20 protein-coding genes are annotated in these 21,373 nt (G+C 67.1%); 7 read left to right on the top strand and 13 right to left on the bottom strand.

The window, feature by feature from the left end; genetic code table 11:
* Window positions 1-64: 64 nt before the first annotated feature.
* Entirely contained in the window at window positions 65-1,219 is a 1,155-nt protein-coding gene (locus tag WS49_RS23995) for a porin (protein ID WP_059533963.1), read from the top strand.
* Window positions 1,220-1,267: 48 nt separating this feature from the next.
* On the opposite strand, the gene WS49_RS23990 is transcribed toward WS49_RS23995, so the two are convergent.
* On the bottom strand, window positions 1,268-2,179 hold the full coding sequence (locus tag WS49_RS23990; protein ID WP_059533961.1) for a LysR family transcriptional regulator: 912 nt from the start codon (window positions 2,177-2,179) through the stop codon (window positions 1,268-1,270).
* A 141-nt stretch (window positions 2,180-2,320) separates the two neighbouring features.
* Between WS49_RS23990 and WS49_RS23985 the strand changes: the two genes are divergently transcribed.
* Both WS49_RS23985 and WS49_RS23980 read left to right on the top strand, forming a co-directional pair.
* Window positions 2,321-3,337 (top strand): aldo/keto reductase, encoded by a 1,017-nt coding sequence (locus tag WS49_RS23985; protein ID WP_059533959.1) that lies wholly within the window; start codon window positions 2,321-2,323, stop codon window positions 3,335-3,337.
* A 135-nt stretch (window positions 3,338-3,472) separates the two neighbouring features.
* A complete protein-coding gene (locus tag WS49_RS23980) occupies window positions 3,473-4,213 on the top strand; it encodes a sulfite exporter TauE/SafE family protein (RefSeq protein WP_059533957.1) in 741 nt (246 codons plus the stop codon).
* Window positions 4,214-4,315: 102 nt separating this feature from the next.
* Here WS49_RS23980 and WS49_RS23975 read toward each other — a convergent pair whose 3' ends face one another.
* From WS49_RS23975 to WS49_RS23965, 3 genes are all read right to left on the bottom strand, one after another.
* A complete protein-coding gene (locus WS49_RS23975; RefSeq protein WP_059533955.1) occupies window positions 4,316-6,460 on the bottom strand; it encodes a hypothetical protein in 2,145 nt (714 codons plus the stop codon).
* A gap of 413 nt (window positions 6,461-6,873) precedes the next feature.
* A complete protein-coding gene (locus WS49_RS23970; RefSeq protein ID WP_059533953.1) occupies window positions 6,874-7,260 on the bottom strand; it encodes an ester cyclase in 387 nt (128 codons plus the stop codon).
* A gap of 53 nt (window positions 7,261-7,313) precedes the next feature.
* Window positions 7,314-8,210 carry a LysR substrate-binding domain-containing protein gene (locus WS49_RS23965; protein ID WP_059533951.1) on the bottom strand — a complete coding sequence of 299 codons (897 nt, stop codon included), beginning with the start codon at window positions 8,208-8,210 and terminating at the stop codon, window positions 7,314-7,316.
* 535 nt (window positions 8,211-8,745) lie between these two features.
* Here WS49_RS23965 and WS49_RS23960 point away from each other — a divergent pair.
* From WS49_RS23960 to WS49_RS23950, 3 genes are all read left to right on the top strand, one after another.
* A complete protein-coding gene (locus WS49_RS23960) occupies window positions 8,746-9,585 on the top strand; it encodes a peptidoglycan DD-metalloendopeptidase family protein (protein WP_059533949.1) in 840 nt (279 codons plus the stop codon).
* Window positions 9,586-9,774: 189 nt separating this feature from the next.
* A complete protein-coding gene (bla, locus tag WS49_RS23955; protein ID WP_059533947.1) occupies window positions 9,775-10,674 on the top strand; it encodes a class A beta-lactamase in 900 nt (299 codons plus the stop codon).
* Window positions 10,675-10,798: 124 nt separating this feature from the next.
* Complete coding sequence (locus WS49_RS23950; protein ID WP_059534017.1) at window positions 10,799-11,671, top strand: LysR substrate-binding domain-containing protein; 873 nt, start codon at window positions 10,799-10,801, stop codon at window positions 11,669-11,671.
* A gap of 25 nt (window positions 11,672-11,696) precedes the next feature.
* Here the strand turns inward: WS49_RS23950 and WS49_RS23945 are convergent, their stop codons facing one another.
* The 9 genes from WS49_RS23945 to sapR all read right to left on the bottom strand — a co-directional run bounded on the left by WS49_RS23945 (window position 11,697) and on the right by sapR (window position 19,663).
* The gene (locus tag WS49_RS23945) at window positions 11,697-12,038 is read right to left on the bottom strand and encodes a hypothetical protein (RefSeq protein ID WP_059533945.1); all 342 of its coding nucleotides are present in this window, start codon (window positions 12,036-12,038) and stop codon (window positions 11,697-11,699) included.
* Window positions 12,039-12,400: 362 nt separating this feature from the next.
* Window positions 12,401-12,655: a GlsB/YeaQ/YmgE family stress response membrane protein gene (locus WS49_RS23940; protein WP_057924918.1), complete on the bottom strand. Its 255-nt coding sequence runs from the start codon at window positions 12,653-12,655 to the stop codon at window positions 12,401-12,403.
* A 145-nt stretch (window positions 12,656-12,800) separates the two neighbouring features.
* Window positions 12,801-13,562 carry an ABC transporter ATP-binding protein gene (locus WS49_RS23935; RefSeq protein ID WP_059533943.1) on the bottom strand — a complete coding sequence of 254 codons (762 nt, stop codon included), beginning with the start codon at window positions 13,560-13,562 and terminating at the stop codon, window positions 12,801-12,803.
* Complete coding sequence (locus WS49_RS23930; protein WP_059533941.1) at window positions 13,559-14,473, bottom strand: ABC transporter ATP-binding protein; 915 nt, start codon at window positions 14,471-14,473, stop codon at window positions 13,559-13,561. Before WS49_RS23930 ends, WS49_RS23935 begins: the two co-directional genes overlap by 4 nt.
* 1 nt (window position 14,474) lies before the next feature.
* Entirely contained in the window at window positions 14,475-15,389 is a 915-nt protein-coding gene (gene nikC, locus WS49_RS23925; RefSeq protein WP_059451140.1) for a nickel transporter permease, read from the bottom strand.
* Window positions 15,390-15,455: 66 nt separating this feature from the next.
* Window positions 15,456-16,526, bottom strand: coding sequence for an ABC transporter permease (locus WS49_RS23920; RefSeq protein WP_059533939.1), 1,071 nt, complete (start codon window positions 16,524-16,526; stop codon window positions 15,456-15,458).
* 10 nt (window positions 16,527-16,536) lie between these two features.
* The gene (locus WS49_RS23915; RefSeq protein ID WP_059533938.1) at window positions 16,537-18,138 is read right to left on the bottom strand and encodes an ABC transporter substrate-binding protein; all 1,602 of its coding nucleotides are present in this window, start codon (window positions 18,136-18,138) and stop codon (window positions 16,537-16,539) included.
* Window positions 18,139-18,202: 64 nt separating this feature from the next.
* Entirely contained in the window at window positions 18,203-18,766 is a 564-nt protein-coding gene (gene ddpX, locus WS49_RS23910) for a D-alanyl-D-alanine dipeptidase (RefSeq protein WP_082725565.1), read from the bottom strand.
* 15 nt (window positions 18,767-18,781) lie between these two features.
* Window positions 18,782-19,663, bottom strand: a complete 882-nt coding sequence (gene sapR, locus WS49_RS23905; RefSeq protein WP_059533934.1) for a sap1 transcriptional regulator SapR — start codon at window positions 19,661-19,663, stop codon at window positions 18,782-18,784.
* A 389-nt stretch (window positions 19,664-20,052) separates the two neighbouring features.
* On the opposite strand from sapR, the gene WS49_RS23900 reads away from it, so the two are divergent.
* Window positions 20,053-21,309, top strand: a complete 1,257-nt coding sequence (locus WS49_RS23900; protein WP_059533932.1) for an oxalate decarboxylase family bicupin — start codon at window positions 20,053-20,055, stop codon at window positions 21,307-21,309.
* The last annotated feature ends 64 nt before the right edge of the window (window positions 21,310-21,373 follow it).

The following is a 21,373-nucleotide window of genomic DNA, read 5'->3' as shown; positions in this document are numbered from 1 at the left end:
ATAAAACAGATCAAACAAATCGCCGGGCACATGGCCTGCCCGGCCCCGGCTCCGGAGATCCGTCATGAAGAAGCACGTCATTTTTGCCGCCGCGCTGGCCGCTTTCGCCGCGCCGGCCTTCGCGCAGGACAGCGTGACGCTGTACGGCCTGATCGACGAGGGCTTCAACTACACGAACAACGTGAACGTAAACGGGGTCGGAAAAACGAATTACCAGCTCGCGAGCGGCTACGCGCAGGGCAGCCGCTGGGGCCTGAAGGGCAGCGAGGATCTGGGCGGCGGCCTGAAGGCGATCTTCACGCTGGAAAACGGCTTCGACGTGAACAACGGCCGGCTCAACCAGGGCGGCCGGATGTTCGGCCGTCAGGCGTTCGTCGGGCTGAGCGCGTCGCGTTTCGGCACGTTGACCTTCGGCCGCCAGTACGATTCCGTCGTCGACTATCTCGCGCCGCTGACCGCGAACGGCAACTGGGGCGGCACGCTGTTCTCGCATCCGTTCGACAACGACAACACGGACAACTCGTTCCGCGTCAACAACACGGTCAAGTACGCGAGCCCCGACTGGAACGGGCTGTCGTTCGGCGGCACCTACAGCTTCAGCAACAGCACGGGCTTCTCGACCAACCGCCAGTACAGCATCGGCGCGCAGTATTCGCTGGCCGGCCTGCAGGTCGCGGCTGCATACCTGCAGGCGAACAACCCGGGCGTCGGCAACGCGGGCGCGATCGCGGCCGACGATGCGAACTTCGTCGCCGACCGCCTGCGCATCTTCGGCGGCGGCGTCAACTACACGTTCGGCCCGGCGACGGTCGGCTTCGTCTATACGAAGACCGACGTGAAGAACCCGGTGTCGACCGTCTACCTGCCGGCGTCGACGTTCTCGGGCCTCGGGCTGAGCGCGACCAAGTTCCAGAACTTCGAGATCAACGGCAAGTACCAGCTCACGTCCGATTTCTATCTCGGCGCGCAGTACGTGTACACGGACGGCAAGTTCGACGCCGCGGCCGGTTCGTTCAAGCCGAAGTACCACACCGTCGGGCTGATGGCCGATTACAGCCTGTCCAAGCGCACCGACGTCTACCTGCAGGGCGCATGGCAGAAGGTCGCCGGCGACAAGACCGGCACCGCGGCCGACGGCGGCTACGTGGTCGGGACGGACGGCCCGTCGTCGTCGGCCAACCAGTTCGCGGTGCGCGCCGCGATTCGCCACAAGTTCTGATGTCGACCTGCCGGCGCCCGGGGCGAATTGCCCCGGCGCCGGCTTTCGTCACGCGGGCCGCCGCGCTTCGTCGAGCGTGTGCGCGAGCCAGTCGACGAAGATCCGCACGCGCGGCGCCAGATGCCGGCCGTTCGGAAACACGACCGACACCGGCAGCGGCGCGGCATGCCACTCCGGCAGCACCTCGACCAGCGAGCCGTCCTCGAGCAGCGGCGCGAGCCCGTCGCGCGGCGCCTGGATCAGTCCGAGGCCCGCGATGCAGCACGCGAGATACGCCTGCGAGCTGTTCACCGCGACCACGCTGCGCATCTTCACCGTCTGCAGCGCGCCCGAATCCATGTCCGCATATTCCCAGTCCAGCTCGCGGCCCGTGCGGCTCGAGAAATAGCCGACCGCGACGTGGTCGGGCAGATCGTCCGGCGAGCGCGGCGTGCCGTATCGCGCGAGATACGCGGGCGACGCGCAGTTGATCTGCGCCATCTCGCCGACGCGGCGCGCGACCAGCGACGTGTCGGACAGCACGCCGACCCGCACCGCGCAGTCGATGCCGTCGGCGACGAGATCGACGAAGCGGTCGGTCGTGCTCAGCACGACGCGCAGGTCGGGATAGCGCGCGTGGAAATCCGGCAGCGCCGGAATCACCTTGTTCAGCGCGAAGCGTTCGGGCAGGTCGACGCGGATCGCGCCGCGCGGCGCGGCGCCGGCGTCGTCGAACAGCGTCTCGGCATCGTCCAGATCGGCCAGCAGCCGCGTGCACCGCTCGTAGTAGGTGGCGCCCTCGGCGGTGAGCGCGACGCGCCGGGTGGTTCGCTGCAGCAGGCGCACCCTCAGGTGTTTTTCCAGATACTGGACGGCATTGCTGACCGTCGGGCGCGGCAATTGCAGCTGCTCGGCCGCTTTCGTGAAGCTGCCGAGGTGGGCGACGCGCGCAAAGATGCGCATTGCATGCAGATGGTCCATGCGGGGCGGGAGCGTGGGCGAATTGGGACAGGCTCCATTGTTAATCAGCGTCGAATGAATTGGTTGGGCGTTTCGCGTTTATCGCGCGCCGCGATGCGTCCAGAATCCGGTTCATTCACTCACCACCGCAAGGAAACGGACATGGACAAGCGTCAACTGGGCCGCACGGGCCCGCAGGTGTCGGCGATCGGGCTCGGCTGCATGGGGATGTCGGATCTGTACGGGCCGGCGGATCGCGACGAAAGCATCGCGACGCTGCACGCGGCGCTCGACAGCGGGATCACGCTGCTGGACACGGGCGACTTCTACGGGATGGGCGACAACGAGATGCTGATCCGCGACGCGCTGCGCGGCCGCACGCGCGACCAGGTGCTGATCAGCGTGAAATTCGGCGCGCTGCGCGACCCGGCCGGCGCGTTCGTCGGCTACGACGCGCGGCCGCAGGCGATCCGCAATTTCGTCGCGTATTCGCTGAAGCGGCTCGGCACCGACCACATCGACATCTACCGGCCGGCGCGCGTCGATCCGACGGTGCCGATCGAGGAGACGGTCGGCGCGATCGCCGATCTCGTGAAGGCCGGTCATGTGCGCCATATCGGCCTGTCGGAGGTGGGTGCCGACACGATTCGCCGCGCGGCGGCCGTCGCGCCGATCGCCGACCTGCAGATCGAATACTCGCTGCTGTCGCGCGGGATCGAGGCGGACATCCTGCCCGTGTGCCGCGAACTCGGGATCGGCGTGACCGCCTACGGCGTGCTGTCGCGCGGGTTGCTCGGCGGCGGCTGGAGCGCGGCGCGGCAGGGCGAGCGCGACTTCCGCGCGGCCAGCCCGCGCTTTCAGGGCGAGAACCTCGCGCACAATCTCGCGCTGGTCGACGCGCTGCGCGCGATCGCCGACGAGAAGGGCAGCAATCCGGCGCAGATCGCGATCGCATGGGCGCTGTCGCGCGGCGACGACATCGTGCCGCTGATCGGCGCGCGCAAGCGCACGCAACTCCAGGACGCATTGCAGGCGTCTAAGTTGCAACTAACGGTCGATGATCTGGCGCGCATCGAAACGGCGGTTCCCGCCGGGGCGGCTGCCGGCGAGCGTTATCCGGCCCCTCAGATGGCGCACCTCGACAGCGAGCAGGGCCGGGGGCCGGCGCACGGAGCCTGAACGGCGGGCATGGCGGGATGACGAGGCAACGAGGCCCGCCGCGCGGGCCCGAGCCAGCCTCAGGCAAAGCCAGATGGCCGGCGGCGTGACGGTGGTTCATCATCGCGCCGTCTTCAACCGGACGGAACGCCCTCCATGCAAACCCAGATGCTGACGATCATCGTGCTGGTCTTTCTGCTGGCCGGCGCGGTCAAGGGCATGATCGGCCTCGGGCTGCCGACGATCGCGATGGGGCTCTTGACGCTCGCGATGCCGCCGTCGGCCGCCGCGAGCCTGCTGCTCGTGCCGTCGTTCATCACCAATGTTTGGCAGCTGTGGCTCGGCCCTTCGTTCGGGCCGTTGCTGCGGCGTCTGTGGCCGCTGCTCGCCGGGCTGACGATCGGCACGCTGACGGGCGGGCTGCCCGCGCTTGCCGCCGGCAGCGCGTGGACCCAATCGGCACTCGGCGTCGTGCTGGCCGCATACGGCTGCTGGGGGCTCGCCGCCGCGCGCTTGCCCGCGCCGGGCCGATACGAGAAATGGCTGTCGGCCGCGGTCGGCTATCTGACGGGCGTCGTGACGGCCGCGACCGGCGTGTTCGTCGTGCCGGCGGTGCCGTACCTGCAGGCGCTGCGGCTGTCGAAGGACGACCTGATCCAGGCGCTCGGGCTGTCGTTTACCGCGTCGACGATCGCGCTCGGGCTGCAGTTGCGCGTGACGGGCGCGCTGCAGACGATCGATCTCGGCGTATCGGCGCTGGCGCTCGTGCCGGCACTCGCGGGGATGATCGGCGGGCAATATGCGCGGCGCGTGATGAGCGAGAAGGCGTTCAAGCGCTGCTTCTTCGTCGGGATGATCGCGCTCGGCGCCTACATGGCCGCTTCGGCGTGGCTGTGAACGGGCATCGCCGCCACGCGCACCGCGCGCCCGGCGCGAATGCCCCGAAGCCGGTTTCGAGAGCCGGCTTCGAGGACGCTCACTGAGCGGCGGCCATGCCGCTCAGGCGGGGTCGGCGTACTTCAGCGTCCACCCGAACGTGCGGGTGACGCCCGCGCCGAGCGCGAACGGAGTGGTCTTGCACGCGAAGTTCGAATGCAGCTGGCCGATCGGCGTCGTCGACAGCGGGTTCGTCGCGCCGTTGACCGTGTCGAAGGCGGATAGCGCGCAGGTGTCGAACCCGGACGCCGCATAGCCGGTCGCGGTGCTGTTCGCGTACGTCACCGACGTGCCGTCGCCGTTCGCTTGCGTGGACGCGAAGTCCGCGAACGACGCGAAGTCCGTCTCGACCGACAGGTTGCCGGCGAGCGTGCCCGAGGCGAGCGTGTCGCTGCGCGAGATCGTGCCGTGCGCGAACGTGAGCACGGTATGCACCTGCAGGTCGAGATCCGTCGTGTACGCCGCGTTCTTCGACGCGAGACGGAACTTCGCCGTGTCGAACGACACGACCACCTGTCCGTTGGCCTGCTGCACGTCGAGGTTCTTGTAGTACGTGACGGGAACGTAGGTCTTCCCGTTGTACGACACCTGCGGCACCAGCAGTGCGTAGCCCAGGTCGGTCGTCCCGTAGATCAGCTTGTCGGAGAACGGCACCGGGTAGTACGGCGTGAACGAGTTGTAGTCGGGCGCCTGGCTGAGATTCAGGTTGATCGCGCGGCGGCCGTCGCGCACGGTGAGCAGCGCCGCGTTGTACGGATGCGCGGTATCGCCGGGCTGGTTGTACCAGGTGAGCGTGTAGCGCGGCAGCGCGTCGAGCCACGCATCGTAGGCCGCATCGTCCATCGGCGCCTTGCCGCCGAAGCCGAGCTTGTTCCACCACGCGTTCACGTACAGGTACTGATGCAGCAGGCTGAAATTCTCGCCCATCACGCGCGGCTTGCCGCGATAGGCGTCCGTGCCGCGACCCTTGACCCACATGTTCACCGACGGCGTCGGCAGCGACGGGTCGTACCAGTACGTGTCGAAGCGCCGCGCGGCCCGGTAGATGAACGCGTACGCAACCTGCTTTTCCTGGTCGGTCAGCACGCCCGCGTTGGCGGCCGCCGTCAGCACCTCCATGAACGCGGAATCGCCGTACGGGCCGATCGAGCGGCCGTAGTTGAAGCCCTGGCCGTCGGCGTTCAGCTGCGGCAGGATCAGGTCGACCGACTTGCGCAGATAGCCCTTCAGTTCCGGCGTGAGGTTCGCCTCGTTGCCCATCTCGAACGTGCGCTCGGTCACTTCGCCGATCAGCAGCGTGCTGTAGCGGTCGTAGCGCGCCCGGTCGTAATAGGTCGTGTGCGTGTTCGACGCTTCGTCGGAGAACCCGCCCGACGAATCGTTGCGGATGTGGTTCGTCACCGTATAGAGCAGCGCATCGCGCGCGCCCATCGTCGCGACGGCCGGATCGGTCGCCGACGAGAACGACGGATTGCTCCAGCCGAGCTTCTGCCGCAGTCCGGCGATTCCGTAGGACACCGCATAATAATTCTGCGCGGTGTTGAGCGACGCAATGTCGATCGGCGTGCCGGCGGCCGGGCAGGTGCTGGTCTTGCCGCTTGCATCGGGGCCGAACATGTCGCAGAAGGTGAGCCGTTGCTGCAGCGTCGCGAGCATCGCGTCGCTGAAGACCTCGTTGAGCATGCCGTGCGCCTTCAGGTTGTTCAGCGCGACGAGGTAGTAGTACTCGCCCCACGACGTATTTGCATACGTGTAGTCGCTGCCCGACTGCGCCATCATCGCGGTCGTGATCGTCTGGTACGTCGCGAGATAGCTCGCGTATTGCGGGTCGCCCTTCGACTTCATGTCGATCAGGATGTACGACAGGCCGAGCGCGAGCTTGCCGGGCAGGAATTTGTCGCCGGTGTTCGTGTCGAGCACGTGCACCGGCGAACCGTCGCCGAGATCCATGACGACCTGCGTGAAGTCGGGCGATTTCCGGATCAGGTCGAACAGCGCGCGCATCTGGCCCATCATCGTGACCGGAATGCGCGTGCCGGCCGGCACGCTGGTGTCGGGTGCGCCGTAGACGAGCGCCTGCAACGAGTTCGGCGCGAGCGCCGGTGTCGACGGCGGGGCGGTCACGTCGTTGCCGCCGCATGCGCTGACGAACAGGACGGAAAGGGCGCTGAACGCCGCGCCGAGCGCGAATCTGCTGCGCGTATGCATCGTGTCTCCAGGTTCGAATAGTGATGAAGTCTTGAATCGCAACTCGAGCAGGCAAGCGTTCTCCCTGCGCGGGCCATGGTCGCGTCGCGCCGACAGTGCTGGAAAACGTTTTCCAAATTTAGGCATCGATTGCTTCGATGTCAATGCGCTTTCACGCCGGATGCGACGGTGAAAACCCGTATGGTCAAAGCAGGAGGTGCGATGGAGATTGGCTATGCGTGCGGGAATTTCCGCGATTTATGATTATTTTCGCTGCGGCGCAGCGTGGCATATCGGCAGTGACGGCATGCGTCGGAAAGGCGTTCGTGCGGCGCGCCTTCCGGCGCGATATGAGAGAAAACGTTACCCTGGAAAATCGAATCAACCCGGATATCGACTCGTCAATCGCGTCCGGTGGCCGTCCCGCGGCGATGCTAAAGCTGCGCTTCGATCGCGGCCTTGTCGATCACCGACCACACCTGCCGGATCTTGCCGTCGTGAAATTCGTAGAACACGTTCTCGGCGAACGTGACGCGCGTGCCGTCGACGGCGAGCCCCATGAACGTCCCGCTCGGCGCACACGCGAAGCGCAGCCGGCATGCGATGCGCGGCGGTTCGCACACCAGCAGCCGGATCTCGAAATGGAGATCCGGAATGTCGCGGAAATCCTGCTCCAGCATCGCGCGGTAGCCGGCCAGGCCGAGCGGCCGGTCGTTGTGGATCACGTTGTCGGCGACGTACCGGCCGAGCGCCGGCCAGTCCTGGCGGTTCAGGCAGTCGATGTAGGCGCGGTAGTGCGTGGCGAGATCGGGTGTCGTCATGGCGGCGGTGCCTCCTCGTGTATCGCCCGGCCGTTGCGGACGGCGCGCGGCGTTCAGCGCGATGGCGTTTCGCCCGACAGATACGACACGAACGCCTGCGTATATTTGGGCAGCGCATCGAACGATCGCGCGCAGAGCGTCAGCTTGCGGTGGCTCCACGCGTCGGACAGCTCGACGAGCCGCACGTCCATCGTCTGCATCGCGCGCTCGGCCGCGTGGCGCGATACGATGCCGATCCCCACGCCGCTTTCGATCACGCGGCAGATCGCATCGAAACTCTTCAGCTGCACGCGGTAGCGGATCCGCTTGCCGAGCGCACGCGCCTGGTCGCCGAGATGGACCTGCAGCGCGCTGCCGTCGGTCAGCCCGATGAAATCCGCGTCGGCGATCTCGTCGAACGCGACCTCGTCGCGCGCGGCGAGCGGATGCCCGGCCGGCACGACCGCGATCAGCCAATCCTCGCGGAACGGCTTCTGCTCGAGTCCGCCGAGCCCGACCGAATCGGCGACGATGCCGACCTCGGCCGTCTTGTTGCGGATCGCGTGCACGATTTCCTGGCTCGAGCGCTCCTCGACGCTGATCGACAGTTTCGGATGATGCGGCAGATATGCGGCGAGCGCGTCGGGCAGGTATTCGCTCAGCGACGCCGTGTTGCAGAGCAGCCGGATATGCCCGCGCAGCCCCTGGCCGTATTGCTGCAGTTCGCCGCGCATGTGGTCGATCTGCTGCAGCACCGTGCGCGCGTGGTGCTCGAGCGCGCGGCCGGCGTCGGTCGCCTGCGCGCCTGACTTGGTCCGGTGCAGCAGCGGCACGCCCAGTTCGTCTTCCATCCCGCGAATGCGCTCGCTTGCTGCCTGCAGCGTGATGTGGGTGCGCTCGGCGCCGCCCGTGATCGTGCCGGCCTCGCAGATGTTCAGGAAGAGCCGCAGGTCGGTCAGGTCGAAGCGCATGGCGGGGTGAGGGCGCGTAAGAATGGATATGGCCGATAAGTTAGCAGGAACCGCCGCGCCGGTCTCAGGCTGCGCCTGAGACCCCGTTCGCCGGTTCCGCATTTTCGGGGCGGGATCGATGCCGGATCATGGCCGCATATCAACCGGGGGAGATTGTCATGCGGGTCGATTCATCGTGGGGCGTGTCGTTCAAGATCGCGTTGCACCTGCTGTTCCTGTGCGTCGGCGTCGCGTGGGCCTGCGCGGAGCTGGTCGACTGGCTGCGCTGAGCGGGCGGCCGTCGCAGGCCGCATCGGCTGTCCGATGCGGCCATGGGAGATTGAAAGCCATTCGAAATATCGGCAGATCCTGAAATTTCTTCCGCATCTCGCGTCCAAAACCGTCAAGTTTTTCCGAAATCGACCGTATTACCGGTAACGAGTGTCCGCCGACGCCCGGTTCGTGATCGTTTGTCATCATTGTTTGCATCCGGTTACACGTCGGCCGTTCCGTTTTTGAGATGCTTGAAAGATTGTCAAACCGGAGTCGATCGTCCATGAATCAGCGCGAGATTTGCCGCAAGTCGGCGTGGCTGTCCGGCCTGGCCGCGGTGCTCGTCATGGCCGGTTGTGCCAGTACGCCGCCCGTCCCGCCGAGCGACACGCTGGCGGGCTCGCCGTCGGGCCAGCCCGCCGCCACGCCCGCGCCGCCGCCGCCCGCACCCATTCTCGTCGCGCAGAAGTACGTGGTGAAACGTGGCGACACGCTGTCGGGCATCGCGTCCGCGAACGACTGCAGCGTCGCCGACCTGCGCACCTGGAACAAGCTCGATGGGCGCGGCAGGCTGCGCATGGGGCAGGTGCTGCGCATCGTCCGCCAGCAGCCGTTGCAGGCATCGGGCGGGAATGGCGGTGCACAGGCCGCCGCGCCAGCCGACGCGAGCAATGCGCCGGCCGCCGCGCAGGCGAGCGCGTCGACGGCGAGCGACCGGCAGGTCGTGAAGGAAACCAGGCGGCATGCGGGCGGTGTGGCGCTTACGTGGCCCGCGCGCGGCAAGATCGTCGACGCGTTCCGGCCGGGGCAGAACCGCGGCATCCAGATCGCCGGCCGGCCGGGCGACCCGGTTCGCGCGGCGGCCGACGGCCGCGTGATGTACGCGGGTAGCGGCCTGAACGATTACGGCACCCTGATCATCGTCCAGCACAACGCGGATTTCCTCACCGCCTATGCGCACAACCGCAAAGTGCTCGTGAAGACCGGCGACATCGTGCACCGGGGCGACGAGATCGCCGAGATGGGCGACCTCGACAACTCGCGTGTCGCGCTGCTGTTCGAAGTGCGACGCGACGGCAAGCCCGTCAATCCGATGCCGTACCTGCCTTCGTCGCAAGGCTGACGCGGGCCGCGCTCGCTGCTACGCTAGGGTCTGTTCACGTGCGTCCCGCCGCATGCGGGGCCGACGGACGTCTTCGGGGATGCGCGGCGTATGCCGTCGCGAGCCGGCCGTCGGCGCGAATGCGTGTGCGTCGTCGACGCGCACGTGCGTTGCTCCATGCCACCGTTTCCGACAGAACGCCCTTCATCCATGGAACATTCTCCGACACGCCGCTCGCTGTTGCTCGCCGCCGTCGCCGCGCCGTTCGTCGCCGCGTGCTCGTCGGCGCCCGTCGCCGAGCAGGGGCGCGCACATGCCGCCCAGGCCGAACTCGCCGCGCTCGAAAAAGCGTCGAACGGCCGGCTCGGCGTCGCCGCGCTCGATACGTCGAGCGGCACGCGCATCGCACATCACGCGCGCGAGCGCTTTCCACTGTGCGGCACCTATGCGGTCGTCGCCGCCGCCGCGATACTCGCGCGCGGCTCGCTCGACGCGTCGCTGTTGCCGCGCCGCATCCTGTATCGCCGCTATGAAGTCGTGGCCGGCTCGCCGGTGACGGAAAGCCACGTCGACACGGGGATGACGATCGCGCAGCTCTGCACGGCGATGCTGCAGTCGGGCGACAAGGGCGCCGGGAACCTGCTGATGGGCGTGCTCGGCGGCCCGCAGGCGGTCACGTCGTTCGCGCACGAAAGCGGCGACACCGTGTTCCGGCTCGATCGCTGGGAACCCGAACTGAACCAGGCGGCGCCTCGCGACGAGCGCGATACGTCGACACCGGTCGCGATGGTCGACACGCTGCAGCGGTTGCTGCTCGGCGATACGCTGCGCGAACCGCAGCGTGCGCAGCTCACGGAATGGATGACCGGCGGCGCGCGCGGCGCGACCGGGATCGCGGCCGGCGTGCCGCCCGGCTGGCGCATCGCGGACAAAACCGGCACCGGCGGCTACGGCACGACGACCGACGTCGCGGTGCTGTGGCCGCCGTCGCGCGCGCCGATCGTGCTGGCCGTGTCGTTCACGCAGCCGCGTGCCGACGCGGCCGCACGCGCGGACGTCGTCGCGTCGGCGGCGCGCATCGCGACGGGCGCGTTCGCCGCCACGGCCTGAGCGCGCGACGCACCTCGCGTAAAGCCGGCGTTTGGCTTATCGTGTCGATCAGCGCGCGCCGGTGTCGGCGCGCGGCCTTGCCGCGCCGTCGTTCGGTGCGGTCGATCCGTCTACCCCCTTCGTCATGCGCCGACTTCCGCCCCTGCACGCGCTGCAGATCTTCTCGACGGTGGCCCGCCACCGCAGCTTCACGCGCGCGGCCGAGCAGCTGTGCCTCACGCAGGGCGCGGTGAGCCGGCAGATCCAGACACTCGAGGCGCACTACGGCTTTCCGCTGTTCAAACGGCACGCGAAGGGCCTCACGCTGACGGCGGAGGGCGAGCAATTGCTGCCGGTAGTCAACGAGAGCTTCGCGCGGATCGAGGACATCTCGATGAAGCTCACGCGGCAGCGCACCGATCTCGCGCTGAAGGTGCCGACCTGCGTGATGCGCTGGATGCTGCCGCGCATCATGCGCTTCCAGGGCGAGCATCCCGAACTCCACGTGCAGATCACGACCGCGTGGCAGCACGTCGTCGATTTCTCGACCGAGCCGTTCGATGCGGCGGTCGTCTACGGTACGTCGCCGGGCCCCGGTGTCTTCGCGCTGCCGCTGTTCGACGAACGCTTGACGCCGGTGTGCGCGCCCGAGCTGCGGCAGGCCGCGCCGCTCGATGCGGTCGGCGATCTCGTGCACCATACGCTGCTGCATCCGACGCGCGACCACCGCGACTGGCGCGCGTGGCTCGATCACGCGGGCGAGCGCGCCGTCGACGCGGAGCGCGGGCCGACCTTCGACACGCTCGATCTCGCGACGAACGCGGCGATGCAGGGTTTCGGCGTCGCGATCGGCGACGTGACGCTCGTCGACGACGACGTCAGCGCGCGCCGGCTCGAACGGCCGTTCGACATCGTGCTCGAGACCGGCGCCCGTTATTTCTTCGTCTACCCGGAGAGCATCGGTAGCCAGCAGAAGATCCGCGCGTTCAGCGACTGGATCGCCTGCCATCGCGACTGACGCGCGACGCCTCCGGCAGCGGGCGTTACTGGTACGTCACGATGGCGATCATCGGCGCATGCGTGTCGCCCGCACGGCCAGGTAAAACGATTGCGCGCGAGGCCTGCGTAAAGGTCGTGGTCTTGATCGTGCGCAGGCTGGCCGCGTCGACGAACGCGACTTGCCCGCTCGCCGGGCGCGGGCAGTCGGGGCGCACGTGCGCGTGCGCGTGCGCGGCGTCGGCCGTGTCGAGCGCGAACGAGCACGGCGGCTCGACGATCATGCCGGTGAAGTGGATAACGCCGGACGCGCCGGCGGCAAAAGATGAGGACGACGCCAGAAGCGAGGCAGCCAGGGCAAACGAGGCGGCAAACAGGCGATGCTTCATGACAGGCTCCAGAGAGGAAGCGCGTCGCAGCGGGGCCGCTCGAATGGCAGTCCGTCAACGCTGCGGTGCTGTATGCGTAAACGGCAATTCCATTGGACCTCTTGAATGAAAAACGGGAAATAACAGCAACGATCAAATGACGCCGTATTCCTCCAATCAATTTATCCCAAATTTGTGCGGCCGCAAGTCAGGGTATTGCCGATGGCGTAAGGGCGCGGCAATCCGGCCAGTGAACCGGGGTTTTGCGAGTGAATCGTTGAGGACTCAACGATTCGACGAAGGTGCGAATTGCGGCGTGTATAAAGAAAACGGCCGCTCGTGTAACGAGCGGCCGTTGCGTATCGACGCGGGCGATGCGGCGGTCAGCCTGCGCGCTTGCGCACCGCGCCGACGATCACGAGCAGCACGATCGCGCCGATGATCGACGCGATCCAGCCGGCGCCCTGGCCCGGCGCATACCAGCCGGCGGCGCGGCCGACGTAACCCGCAACGAGCGAGCCGACGACGCCGAGCACGACGGTCATCAGGATACCCATCTTGTCGTCGCCTGGCTTGAGCGCACGGGCGAGGAGGCCGACGATGAGCCCGACCACCAGGGTTTCGATGAATTGCAGCATGAACGCCTCCCTATTGCTGTTGAGCTGTTGACGAAAGGAAATGGACCCGCGCGGCGCACGAGGGTTCCATCCGTCGGCGCGCCGGTGCACTGGTGCGCCGACGCACGGGGTGCCGAGTATCGCATGCCCGCGCGTCGCGCACATGTCAGGCAACCGGTTCGAGGCGTCGATAGCCTTCGGTCGCGCGCAGCAGCGTGCGCGTGTAGTCGCGTGCGACCTGTCCGGCGCGAACGTCCTCGATCCGCAGCTGTTCGACGATCTCGCCATGCTGCATCACCGCGACGCGCTGGCACAGGAAGCCGATCACCGCGAGGTTGTGGCTCACGAGGATCATCGTCAGGTTGCGTTCGCGATGCAGGCGGCGCAGCAGGTTCAGGATCTCGGCCTGCACCGATACGTCGAGCGCGGAGGTCGGCTCGTCGAGCAGCAGCACGCGCGGCTCGACGATCAGCGCGCGCGCGATCGCGACACGCTGGCGCTGGCCGCCCGACAGCTGGTGCGGATAGCGGAAGCGGAACGCCGGGCCGAGCCCGACTTCGGACAGCGCGCGGGCGATGCGCGCGTCGGCGTCGTCGATCCGGTGGATCGACAGCGGCTCGCGCAGCGTCTGGTCGACCGTGAAGCGCGGATGCAGCGACGCGTACGGATCCTGGAACACCATCTGCACGTGGCGGCGGAATGCGCGGTCGGGCGTGCCGCCGACGGGCCGGCCGTCGATCGACAGGCTGCCGCCCGCGAGCGGCACGAGGCCGGTCAGCGCGCGCAGCAGCGTCGACTTGCCGGAGCCCGATTCGCCGACGAGCCCGAAGACTTCGCCGTCGCGTACCGCGAAACTGGCATCGCGCACGGCGTCGACATGGCCGGTGCGGGTCGGAAAACGGATCGAGGCGTGATCGACGTCGATCATCGTGCGGCCTCCCTGGATTCGGCCGACGACGATGCGGGCGAAGCGGCGTCGAGCCACGCCGGGTCGCGCCGCAGCACCGGCAATTCGTCGGGCGGGTTCGCGAGCGGCGGATTCGCCGCGAGCAGCCCGCGGGTGTATGGATGCGTCGCGTCGCGCAGGTCGCGCGCGGCGCAGGTTTCGACGACGCGACCCGCATACATCACCGCGACGCGATCGCAGAACGACATCACGAGCGGCAGGTCGTGGCTGATGAACATCAGGCCCGTGCCGTGCCGCGCGATCATCGCGTCGAGCACCGCGAGCACCTGCATCGACACCGCGACGTCGAGCGCGGACGTCGGCTCGTCGGCGATCAGCAGGCGCGGGCCGGTCGAGACCATCATCGCGATCATCACGCGCTGGCCCATGCCGCCCGACAGCTCGTGCGGATACGCATCGGCGACGCGCGCCGGGTCGCGAATCTGCACAGCGGCGAGCGCCTCGACGATCCGCTCGCGCAGCGCGCGGCCGCGCAACCCCGGCTCGTGCAGACGGAATGCTTCGCCCATCTGCTTCGCGACGGTCATCACCGGGTTCAGCGAATATTTCGGATCCTGCAGGATCATTCCCATCTGGCTGCCGCACAGGCGCCGGCGTTCGCTCGCCGACATCGCGAGCAGGTCGCGGCCGGCGAAGCGCATCGTGCGGGCCGACCAGCGCGCGGCTTCGGGCAGCAGGCCGAGCAGCGCGCGGCCCGTCAGCGATTTGCCGGAGCCCGATTCGCCGACGATGCCGAGCCGTTCGCCGGGCGCGAGCGTCAGCGACAGGTCGCGCACCGCGTCGGACACGACGCCGTCGTGCCCGCGAAACCCGATCTTCAGGCCGTCGATCTCGCAGAGCGGCGCGGGCGCGTTGACGGAATTCGGTGGCATGTCACGCTCCATGACGCGGATCGAAGACGTCGCGCAGCCCGTCGCCGAGCAGGTTGAACGCGAGACTGACGAGCAGGATCGCCGCGCCGGGCAGCGTCGCGACCCACCACGCGTCGAGCAGCACGTTGCGGCCCGACGCGACCATGAAGCCCCATTCGGGGCTCGGCGGCTGCGCGCCGAGGCCGAGGAAGCCGAGGCCCGCGACGGTCAGGATGATGCCGGCCATGTCGAGCGTCGCGCGCACGATCACCGACGACATGCACAGCGGCACGATGTAGCGCAGCAAAATCCGCGGGCCCGATGCGCCTTGCAGGCGCGCCGCGTGGATGTAATCGGCCTGCGCGATGCGGATCGTCTCCGCGCGCGCGAGCCGCGCGTACGCGGGCCACGCGGTGATCGAGATCGCGACGACCGCGTTGATCACGCCGGGCCCGAGCGCGGCCGCGAATGCGAGCGCGAGCACGATCTTCGGGAACGCGAGCGCGATATCGGTGATGCGCATCAGCACGCTGTCGACGAAACCGCCGCAATAGCCGGCCGTCGTGCCGATCAGGAGTCCGATCGGCACGACGATCACGACCACGAGCATCGCGATGCCGAGCGTGAGGCGCGAGCCTTCGATCAGCCGCGAGAGGATGTCGCGGCCGAGCTGGTCGGTGCCGAGCCAGTGCGACGGCGAGCCGGGCGGCAGCAGGCGGTCGGACAGCACCTGGCGCAGCGGATCGTGCGGCATGATCAGCGGGCCGACGAGGGCGACGACGATCAGCGCGACCAGGATCGCGAGCCCGAACAGGTTGAGCGGATTGGCGGCGAAGCGGCGCCAGCGGCGATATGCGAGGCCGAACGCGGCCTGCGAGCGCGACGCGGGCGCATCGGAAAGCAGCCACGCGCGCAGCGTGAGACGCTCGGCATTCATGATCGGACGACCTTCGGCATGGACGGTGAAAGAAGCAGGGTGGAAGCGGTCATGTCGCGGCGGCCCTCAGCGCGCACGCGGATCGAACACGCGGTACAGCGCGTCGGTCAGCAGGTTGACGGTGATGAACATCGCGCCGATCACGAGCGTCGCGCCGAGCACCGCGTTCATGTCGGCGTTCAGCAGCGCACCCGTCAGGTACGAGCCGAGCCCCGGCCACGCGAACACGATCTCGGTCAGCACCGAGCCCTCGAGCAGGTTGCTGTACGTGAGCGCGATCACGGTCAGGAGCGGCACCGCGATGTTGCCGAACGCATGCCGCCAGATCACGCGGCGCTCGGACAGGCCCTTCGCGCGCGCGGTGACGATGTATTCCTGGCTCAGCTGGTCGAGCATGAAGGAGCGCGTCATCCGGCTCAGGTACGCGACCGAGTAGTAGCCGAGGATCGCGGCCGGCAGCGCGATGTGCGACACCGCGTTGCGGAACACGTCCCACTCGCCCGCGAGTGCCGAGTCGATCAGCAGGCTGCCCGTGCGCGGGTCGACCATGCCGTCGTACACGGGATCGAGCCGGCCGGGGCCGCCGACCCAGTGCAGCCGCGCATAGAACAGCAGCAGCCCCATCAGCCCGAGCCAGAACACCGGCACCGAATTGCCGATCAGGCCGACGAAGCGCGCGATGTGGTCGATCGGCCGGTTGTGCTTCACCGCGGCCGCGACGCCGAGCGGCACGCCGATCGCGATGCCGATCAACGTCGCGATCGTCGCGAGTTCGAGCGTGGCGGGGAACACGCGTCGGATGTCGTCGAGCACCGGGTTCGACGTCAGCAGCGACATCCCGAGATTGCCGTGCAGCACGTCGCGCGCGTAGATCAGGAATTGCGTGACGAGCGGCTTGTCGAGGCCGAGCGCGATGCGCTCGGCCGCGTACGCCTCGGCCGACGCGCGATCGCCGAGGATCGCGAGCACGGGATCGATCGGCACCTTGCGGCCGATCACGAACGTCAGCGCGAGCAGCCCCGCGAACGTGACGGCGAGCGTGAGCGCCCAGCGCAGCACGCGCAGCGCCCAGCGTACGGCCGGGCGCCGCGCGGGCAGCGTGCGCAGCGCTTCGAGGGAGGAGGCGGGAGTCGACATGCGGTGAATCTTATTGCTTCTTCAGGTTACGGTACGACACGAGATCGTTGATCGGTCCGACTTCGAGTCCGCTCACGCCGGGCCGCGTCGCGACCTGCGCGACCTTCTGGAACATGATCACGAACGGCGAATGCGCGAGCATGTCCTTCTGCATCGCCTGATACCGTTGCGCGCGTTGCGCGGCGGTCGGCTCGGCGAGCGCGGTGTCGGTCTCCTTCGTCAGTTGCGGAATGTCCCAGCTGTTGCGCCAGGCCAGCATTTTATAGCTCGACTTGTCGGAGTTGTCGGGGTTCCATGCAAAACCCTGCGCGTTGCTGTGCGGGTCGATGTAGTCGGCCGACCATTCGCCGATGTAGATGTCGTGCTGGCGCGCGCGGTATTTCGCGAGCGTCTGCTTGTTGTCGCCCGGGATCAGCTGCACCTTGACGCCCGCCTGCGCGAAGTTCGCCTGCACGGCCTGCGCGATCTCCGTGTATGGATAGTCGTTGCGCACGTCCATGGTCACCGCGAAGCCGCTCGGCACGCCGGCCTTCGCGAGCAGCGCCTTCGCCTTCGCGACGTCGAGCTTGTACGGATTCGCATTCAGCGTGCCGAGGAAGCCTTCGGGCAGGAAAGTCTGGTGCACCTTGTAGGTCGTCTTCACGACGTTGGTCTGGATTCCGGAATAGTCGACCAGCCACTTCAGCGCTTCCTGCACGTCGGGCTTCGCGAGCGTCGGGTTCTTCGTGTTCAGGCCGAGATACAGCAGCGTCGCCTGCGGCGATGCCGCGACCTTCGCCTTGCTGGATTTCACGACCGACGCGAGATCGTCCGGGCTCAGGTCGCGCGCCGCGTCGACGTCGCCGTTTTCCAGCAGCAGGCGCTGGCTCGCCGCTTCGGGCACGTGGCGCAGCACGATGCGCTTCATCGCGAGCGGCAGGCGGTAGCCGTCGAAGCGTTGCAGCACGATGCTGTCGCCGGCCGACCACTTGACCAGCTTGTACGCGCCGGAGCCGGCCTCGTTGGTCTTCAGCCACGCATTGCCGAAGTCGTTGCCTTGCTGGTGCGACAGCAGCAGCTTCCGGTCGAGCACCGACGCGGGCCACGAGCCGAGCACGTTCAGCACGAACGTCGGCGCGTATTTGTGGTCGGTCGTGATCGACACCGTCTGATCGTCGAGCTTCTTCACGTTCGCGGCGACGTTCGCCTTCGTGAGGCCGATGCCGGTCAGCACGGCGGCCGGACCCTTGTCGAGCAGCACCGCGCGCTGGATCGACCATGCGACGTCGTCGGCCGTCAGCGGGTTGCCCGAGTGGAACTTGAGGCCCGCGCGCAGCTTGAACGTATAGGTCAGCCCGTCGGCGCTCACCGTCCACGACTGCGCGACGTCGCCGTTGAATTTCGATGGATCGCGCGGGTCGACGCGCACGAGCCGGTCGTACGTGTTCGCGACGTATTCCTCCGGCACCAGTTCGTAGATCTCGCCGGGATCGAGCGTCGTGAATTCGTCGAGCAGCGTGGCCATCACGAACATGTCCTTCGGCGTTTCCGCGCGTGCGGCGGAAAGCGGAACGGCGGCGAGCACGGATGCGGCGGCGAGTGCCGCGACGAGCCGGGAGGTCAGGGGTTGCATGTGCGCTTCTCCATGTGTCGTTGAGGTCGTTGAACGGGAATGGTGAAAGAAACGTGCATCGTTGTTACATCAGGCACCACGGGCCGCTCGCCGCGTTGTCGATCTGCGGCAACGCATGCGAACCGGGCAGTTCGTAGTGCCACCATTCGCTGTCGATATGCGCGAAGCCGGCCGCCTGCATCACGCCGAGCAGCAGCAGCCGGTTGCGTTGCACGGCTTCGGGCAGCCCCGGGTGGAAGTGGCCCGACGCGGCCACCATCTCGTCGAAGCCGGTGCCCATGTCGAGCGGCTCGCCGTTCGCGCCGACGAGCGTCAGGTCGAGCGCGGTGCCGCGGCTGTGGTTCGAGCCGCGGCCGAGATCGGCGACGAAGTTCGGATCGGGCAGGAAATCCCACAGCACCTGTTGCGCCTGCGGCGGCCGGTATGCGTCGTAGATGCGCAGCGTGAAGCCGGCTTGTGCCGCGACGTCGACCGCGCGACGCAGCGCGGCCTCGGCCGGCTCGAGCAGCAGGCAGTGCGCGCGACGGTAGATCGGCTTGCCGGTCAGGTTGCGCTCGGTCGCGTAGACGAGATCGATCTCGACGCGATGCGTGGCGGGCGTGATTTCGACGAGGCGGGGAGACGGCATCGGCATTCGGGGCGCTCAGGATTCGAATTGGTCGAAGGTGCGCTGCAGTTCGCGGTTGCGCGCGACGCGCCGGTCGATCGCGGGACCGAGGCGGTCGACCACGGCGGTGATCAGCAGGTTGAACAGACACGTGAGCGGCGCGAGCGAATCCCAGAACTGGCCGACGTCGGTCTTCACCTGCAGCAGGTCGGCCGGCCATTCGCGCGCCCACGGGCAATAGAGATCGGTGACCAGCGCGAACGGCTGGCCGCGTTCGGCGGCCGCCTGGCAATAGCGGCGCGCGCTGCGCGAATAGGCGCGCGTATCGGTGACGACGCAGTACGGCCGCTCGAACTCGGAATTCAGCGAATCGACGTACGAGCCCGACTGGCCGTCGGAATAGAACACGCGCGGGCGCAGGTATTCCAGATAACTGCTGAACGCGTTGCTGATGCCGCGGGTCGACTGGATGCCGAGGATGAATACGGCGTCGGCATGCGCGATCCGGTCCGCGACCTGCGCGAACACGGGTTCTTCCGCGAGCCGGTAGACGTGGCGGATCGCATCGAGCTCGCGATCGAGCGACGATGCAAGCGTGCCGTCGCCATGGTCACTGTCGCCGGCGTTCGCGTGCGCGCCGGCGGTGCGGCGGTATTCGTCGAGGCGGTCGGTGATCATCCACGGGCGGTCGCTGCCGCCGCGCAGTTCGCGTTTCAGATCGTCGAGGTTGCGGTAGCCGATGCTGCGCAGGAAGCGACCGACGGAGATGCCGCTGGTGCCGGTCTGCTGCGCGATCTGGTCGGCCGTTTCGAGCCCGAGACGGTCGAGGTTCGCGAGCATGTAGCTCGCGATGCGCTTCGCGGTCGGCGTCAGGTCGGCAAAGCGGGATTCGACGGTATGGGCGAACGCGCAGGTCATCGGGCTGTTAGATATTTGTCATTGGATGATTCGATGTCATCCATCTAACAAAGCCAAAATCATTCGCGCCAGCGGATAAAAACTATCGTGTTGCGCATGATGATAGTTCCATGGAGGGGCGCCTGAGGGCGGATTCGGCCCACATACCGAACCGCCACACTCATATGCTGTGCATTGACCGCTATCGAAGCGCCCACTGCCGCGGCGCCGCAATAATTACAGAATGCCGACCGAATCAGAAGAAATCATTAATTCAGGTTAATAATTCATTTAATTTTTAAGTCGACTTGTATTTAACTTGCGTCACGGCGCGCCGCTTTTCGATAAACAAGAAAGTGGTGAATGTCCGGAGTGAATATTCGATTTTCCGAAATGGTGAAGAGGGAAACATGACGAATCTTTCTCGACGCAGGATGTTGACGAGTACGGCCGGCGCGATCGCCGCCGCAGGCATCGCAGTAACGGCGAAGGCCGCTTCGTTCGGTAATCCGGACAGCCCGCCGGAAGGCGCGATAAACGCGCGCAACAAGCAGGGATTGACCGACCCGGGGCCGCAAAACCCCGCATTGTCGAATCAGTTCCCGTCTTTTCAGAATCCGCCGGCCACCGATATAAACGGCATGCCGTTATTCTGGGCGTCGTTCAATAACGCACATAAACGCATTCAAAACGGCGGATGGGCGCGAGAAGTCACGCAGGACGATTTCGCGATTTCCGAAACCATTTCCGGCGTGAACATGCGGCTCACGCGCGGTGGCATTCGCGAGATGCACTGGCACCAGCAGGCCGAGTGGGCGATCATGCTCGACGGCCGTTGCCGCATCACCGTGCTCGACGAGCAGGGGCGGCCGTCGGTGCAGGACGTGAAAACGGGCGATCTCTGGTATTTCCCGCCCGGCCTCCCGCATTCGCTGCAGGGCATCGGCACCGATGGCGCCGAATTTCTGCTCGCATTCGACAACGGTCGCGCATCGGAATTCAACACACTGCTGCTGACCGACTGGGTCGCGCATACGCCGCCCGACGTGCTCGCGCTCAACTTCGGCGTGGCGGCCGACGCATTCAGGAACATTCCGCTCGACAACCTGTGGATCTTCCAGGGGGACGAGCCCGGGCCGCTCGCGGACGCGCAGCGGGCATCCGCTTCGTCGGCCGGCACGCCGCCGCATCCGTTCATCTTCTCGCTCGGCGACATGAAGCCGTTCAAGAAGACGCGCGGCGGCGAAGTGCGGATTGCCGACAGCACGAATTTCGACGTGTCGAAGACGGTCGCGGCGGCGCTCGTCACCGTGCATCCGGGCGGCATGCGCGAACTGCACTGGCATCCGAATGCGGACGAATGGCAGTACTACCTGCAGGGCGAGGCGCGGATGACCGTGTTCGACACGGGGCCGAAGGCGCAGACGGCGGATTTTCGCCCGGGCGACGTCGGTTACGTGAAGAAGAGTCTCGGGCACTACGTGCAGAACACCGGCAACACCGATCTCGTGTTTCTCGAGATCTTCAAGACGGACCGCTACGCGGAGGTGTCGCTGTCCGACTGGCTCGCGCATACGCCGCCGAAGCTCGTCGAGGCGCACCTGAACATCGCGCCCGACGTGCTCGCGCGTTTTCCGCGCAACCGTCCCGACGTCGTGCCGCTGTAACGCCGCCGCCGCGGCCACGGCCGGTCGCGGCGGCAGATATTAAGGAATCCTTCACCTTGAGAAC

Origin of the sequence: Burkholderia sp. RF7-non_BP4 (genome assembly GCF_001521935.1) — a bacterium.
GTDB classification, from domain to species: Bacteria; Pseudomonadota; Gammaproteobacteria; order Burkholderiales; family Burkholderiaceae; genus Burkholderia; species Burkholderia diffusa.
Note: the sequence above shows the minus strand (reverse complement) of the source record. Positions and strands in the feature narration are given on the sequence as shown.

Excerpts from the sequence above, each read along its gene's own strand:
- WS49_RS23990 (WP_059533961.1), bottom strand. The coding sequence starts at position 2,179 with ATGGACCATCTGCATGCAATGCGCATCTTTGCGCGCGTCGCCCACCTC.
- WS49_RS23980 (WP_059533957.1), top strand. The coding sequence starts at position 3,473 with ATGCAAACCCAGATGCTGACGATCATCGTGCTGGTCTTTCTGCTGGCC.
- nikC (WP_059451140.1), bottom strand. The coding sequence starts at position 15,389 with ATGAATGCCGAGCGTCTCACGCTGCGCGCGTGGCTGCTTTCCGATGCG.
- sapR (WP_059533934.1), bottom strand. The coding sequence starts at position 19,663 with ATGACCTGCGCGTTCGCCCATACCGTCGAATCCCGCTTTGCCGACCTG.
- WS49_RS23915 (WP_059533938.1), bottom strand. The coding sequence starts at position 18,138 with ATGCAACCCCTGACCTCCCGGCTCGTCGCGGCACTCGCCGCCGCATCC.
- WS49_RS23950 (WP_059534017.1), top strand. The coding sequence starts at position 10,799 with ATGCGCCGACTTCCGCCCCTGCACGCGCTGCAGATCTTCTCGACGGTG.
- WS49_RS23975 (WP_059533955.1), bottom strand. The coding sequence starts at position 6,460 with ATGCATACGCGCAGCAGATTCGCGCTCGGCGCGGCGTTCAGCGCCCTT.
- WS49_RS23940 (WP_057924918.1), bottom strand. The coding sequence starts at position 12,655 with ATGCTGCAATTCATCGAAACCCTGGTGGTCGGGCTCATCGTCGGCCTC.
- WS49_RS23995 (WP_059533963.1), top strand. The coding sequence starts at position 65 with ATGAAGAAGCACGTCATTTTTGCCGCCGCGCTGGCCGCTTTCGCCGCG.
- WS49_RS23965 (WP_059533951.1), bottom strand. The coding sequence starts at position 8,210 with ATGCGCTTCGACCTGACCGACCTGCGGCTCTTCCTGAACATCTGCGAG.
- WS49_RS23920 (WP_059533939.1), bottom strand. The coding sequence starts at position 16,526 with ATGTCGACTCCCGCCTCCTCCCTCGAAGCGCTGCGCACGCTGCCCGCG.
- WS49_RS23985 (WP_059533959.1), top strand. The coding sequence starts at position 2,321 with ATGGACAAGCGTCAACTGGGCCGCACGGGCCCGCAGGTGTCGGCGATC.
- WS49_RS23945 (WP_059533945.1), bottom strand. The coding sequence starts at position 12,038 with ATGAAGCATCGCCTGTTTGCCGCCTCGTTTGCCCTGGCTGCCTCGCTT.
- WS49_RS23960 (WP_059533949.1), top strand. The coding sequence starts at position 8,746 with ATGAATCAGCGCGAGATTTGCCGCAAGTCGGCGTGGCTGTCCGGCCTG.
- ddpX (WP_082725565.1), bottom strand. The coding sequence starts at position 18,766 with ATGCCGTCTCCCCGCCTCGTCGAAATCACGCCCGCCACGCATCGCGTC.
- WS49_RS23900 (WP_059533932.1), top strand. The coding sequence starts at position 20,053 with ATGACGAATCTTTCTCGACGCAGGATGTTGACGAGTACGGCCGGCGCG.
- WS49_RS23930 (WP_059533941.1), bottom strand. The coding sequence starts at position 14,473 with ATGCCACCGAATTCCGTCAACGCGCCCGCGCCGCTCTGCGAGATCGAC.
- WS49_RS23970 (WP_059533953.1), bottom strand. The coding sequence starts at position 7,260 with ATGACGACACCCGATCTCGCCACGCACTACCGCGCCTACATCGACTGC.
- WS49_RS23935 (WP_059533943.1), bottom strand. The coding sequence starts at position 13,562 with ATGATCGACGTCGATCACGCCTCGATCCGTTTTCCGACCCGCACCGGC.
- bla (WP_059533947.1), top strand. The coding sequence starts at position 9,775 with ATGGAACATTCTCCGACACGCCGCTCGCTGTTGCTCGCCGCCGTCGCC.